Origin of the sequence: Baaleninema sp., from assembly GCF_049974805.1 — a bacterium.
Classification (GTDB): Bacteria; Cyanobacteriota; Cyanobacteriia; order Cyanobacteriales; family Geitlerinemataceae; genus Baaleninema.
Genome location: NZ_JBNGCO010000214.1, coordinates 1 through 2,916, shown reverse-complemented (window position 1 = coordinate 2,916; position 2,916 = coordinate 1). Strand labels below are relative to the sequence as shown.

At 49.8% G+C, this 2,916-nt stretch carries 1 protein-coding gene; it reads left to right on the top strand.

Features of this window, described 5'->3' with window-relative positions:
* Positions 1–452 precede the first annotated feature (452 nt).
* On the top strand, positions 453–2,831 hold the full coding sequence (locus ACP5D4_RS21350; protein ID WP_428013618.1) for a CHAT domain-containing protein: 2,379 nt from the start codon (positions 453–455) through the stop codon (positions 2,829–2,831).
* Positions 2,832–2,916 lie beyond the last annotated feature (85 nt).

Sequence of the window (2,916 nt, the reverse complement as noted above, 5' to 3'; positions counted from 1 at the left end):
TACGGCGATATCTTTTCTAACAAGGGTTTCAGGACTTTTCTGCACCACTAAGGAGAAAGAGTTTAGCTTGGTTTAAAAAGACATAAATTCTTGTTAGGGATCTTGAATGATTAGATAGTCGCCACTGAGTTTATGTCCGTTGAGTTTTTAACTCTTTTTCTGTCTGGACTGGAAATCATCTCTGACTCATTATCTAGCTTAGAGTTTATCGCAGCTTTTTCGTCGATGCAGTAACTCAGCAGGTCGAAATCTGGCTTGAGTTATTTTTTTACCCATTAAACTCTTCTTAAAAACTCACCTTTTTCCGGTTTCTCCCTAAAAAATCGGTCTGTTGTCGCCAGATCCCCAGCATCTCGAAGATGCCGGGGATCTCATACTGGTAACGCCCTGCAACAGTTGTAAAACGCCCCCCGTTCGACTAGTCTAAACGAAGTCGCGTCAGATCGAGGTGAATGGGATTTCGAGTTAGCCAAACCATAGCCGTTAGCCTGTTGGGATTCCTGTTCGCCGGCTCGAGTGTCGCCCAATCTCTCGACGCCGAAACCTGGTACGATCGCTGTCGGGAACTGACGGACAACAGCGCGTTTCGAGAAGCCCGATCGACCTGTACCCAAGCGTTAGACGCAGCGAGAGCGCAAAACCAAACCCAGTTAGAAGCCTGGATTTCCGACGAGTTAGGCTACACCTATCGCAAATTGGGAGAACTCGATCGCGCCTTGGCGGTGTACGATCGCGCCTTAGACCTCTACGACAGCTTGGGCGATCGCGAGGGTTTGGAACGCACCTACAATAATATCGGCGTCGTCTATCAAATCGCCGGAAATTACGCCGCCGCCTTGGAACAGTTCGATCGCGCTCTCCAACTGGTACGCCAACGGAACGAACGCTTTGGCGAAGCCGTTTTACTCAACAATATTGGAGAACTCTACCGCCGTTTGGGACAACCCCAGTTAGCGCGATCGCGTTTTGAAGCCGCTTTAGCGATTTCCCGCGAATTGGGCGAGGCTCAGCTAGAAACAATCTTTTTAGGCAATATCGGAGCAGCAGCGCACGATTTAGAGCAATTTGAGACGGCGATCGACTATTACGAACGCAGTTTAGCCCTAGCGGAAGACATCGGCGATCGCCAGCAAATCCCCCAGATGCTCGTCAATTTGGGGGCGACTTACGAACGGTTGCAGCAGTTCGATCGCGCCATATTAGTCTATCGTCGCAGTTTACCGCTGTTGGAAACCTTGGGAGACGCGGCGACAATGGCGCAAAGCCTCAACAACCTCGGTTCGGCGCATCGTCAGTTGGGAGAATCGCAGGTGGCGATCGAGTATTACCAACGGGCGATCGAACTGCGTCGGGAAATCGGCGATCGCGCGGGAATTGCAGTCACCGCCAACAATTTAGGCGTCGCACAGTGGGAACTCGGCGCCTTGGAAGCCGCCACCGATTCCCTTTACCAGTCGATCGAGATGTTAGAATCCCTGCGTCCGGGGTTGGTCGATCGCGATCGCGTCTCGATTTTTGAAAAACAAGCCCAGACTTACAGTATCCTGCAAAAGGTCTTAGTCGATCGCGGCGAAATCGAAACCGCCTTAGAAGTCGCCGAACGGGGAAAAGCCCGCGCTTTTTTGGAATTGTTAGCCCGCCGTCGTTCTCCGGAAGATGCAGAAGCCTTAGCCCGCGATCTCGTTCCACCCCCCACCCTCGCGGAAATTCGAGAACTCGCCCGAAACCGAAACGCGACATTGGTTGAATATTCGATCGTTTCGGACAATCTAAATCGTCCTTCTGACTTGTTTATTTGGGTTATTAAAAATACAGGAGAAATCCATTTTAGAAGCGTTTCCATCGATTTAAATACTGAAATTGTACCAATTTTAACATCAGGAAGCATTAAAAATAACGATTCTGGTTTAATTCATGGATTAGTTCGCAGCACTTACGAAGCCGTTCGAGAAGACTTACCAGGAATCGATATCAGTCGCTTAAATCGCAACCTGCGATCGCTCGATCGACTGCTCGTCGAACCCATCTCCGACTTATTACCCGACTCTCCCGATTCGCCTCTCATTATAATTCCCCATCAAACCTTATTACTGGTTCCCTTTGCAGCATTAAAAGACGAAAACGGACAGTTTTTTATCGAAAAACACGCCTTTTCCATCGTCCCCGGAATCCAGGTTTTAGACTATACCAATTTTGCAGAAACGACTCGATCGAACGCCCCGAAACACTCCGAAATCCTCGAGGCATTAATCATCGGAAATCCTCAAATGCCGGACGATTTACCCCCCTTACCGGGAACGGAACGAGAAGCGATCGAAATCGCCAATTTATTGGGAACGCAACCGTTAATCGGCCGTGCAGCCAACGAAGCCGCTGTCATGGGTCAACTACCGCGATCGCGTGTCGTGCATTTTGCCACCCACGGCACCTTTCGCTACTTAACCAATTCCAGCATACCCGGCGGAGTGGCACTGACTGCAACCGACGATGGCGACGGTTGGTTGACGAGTGATGAATTGCAAGCCATCGGCTTACCCCAAGCGGAACTGGTGGTGTTGAGTGCTTGCAATACCGCCTTGGGAGCAATTACCAGCGATGGCATTTTAGGATTGTCACGATCGCTACTCGCCGCTGGAACCCCGAGAGCGATCGTTTCTCTGTGGCAAATCGACGACGAAGCTAGCGTTGTATTGATGACAAATTTTTACCGTCACTGGCTTGAAAGTGGCAGTGCTTCCGTGGCGTTAAGACAAGCCATGTTAGAGGCCATTGAAGACAATTTTCAACCCAAAGATTGGGCAGCATTTCTGTCCGTTGGAGAATTTGAATAATTCCCAGCTCTCCGTGTCTCTGTGGTAAACAAAAAAAGACAAAAAGAAACCCCCTCGCGGTTGGAGGAGGTTTCTTGAAAAATGA

Coding starts and splice junctions, on each gene's coding strand:
- ACP5D4_RS21350 (WP_428013618.1), top strand. CDS start 453: ATGGGATTTCGAGTTAGCCAAACCATAGCCGTTAGCCTGTTGGGATTC.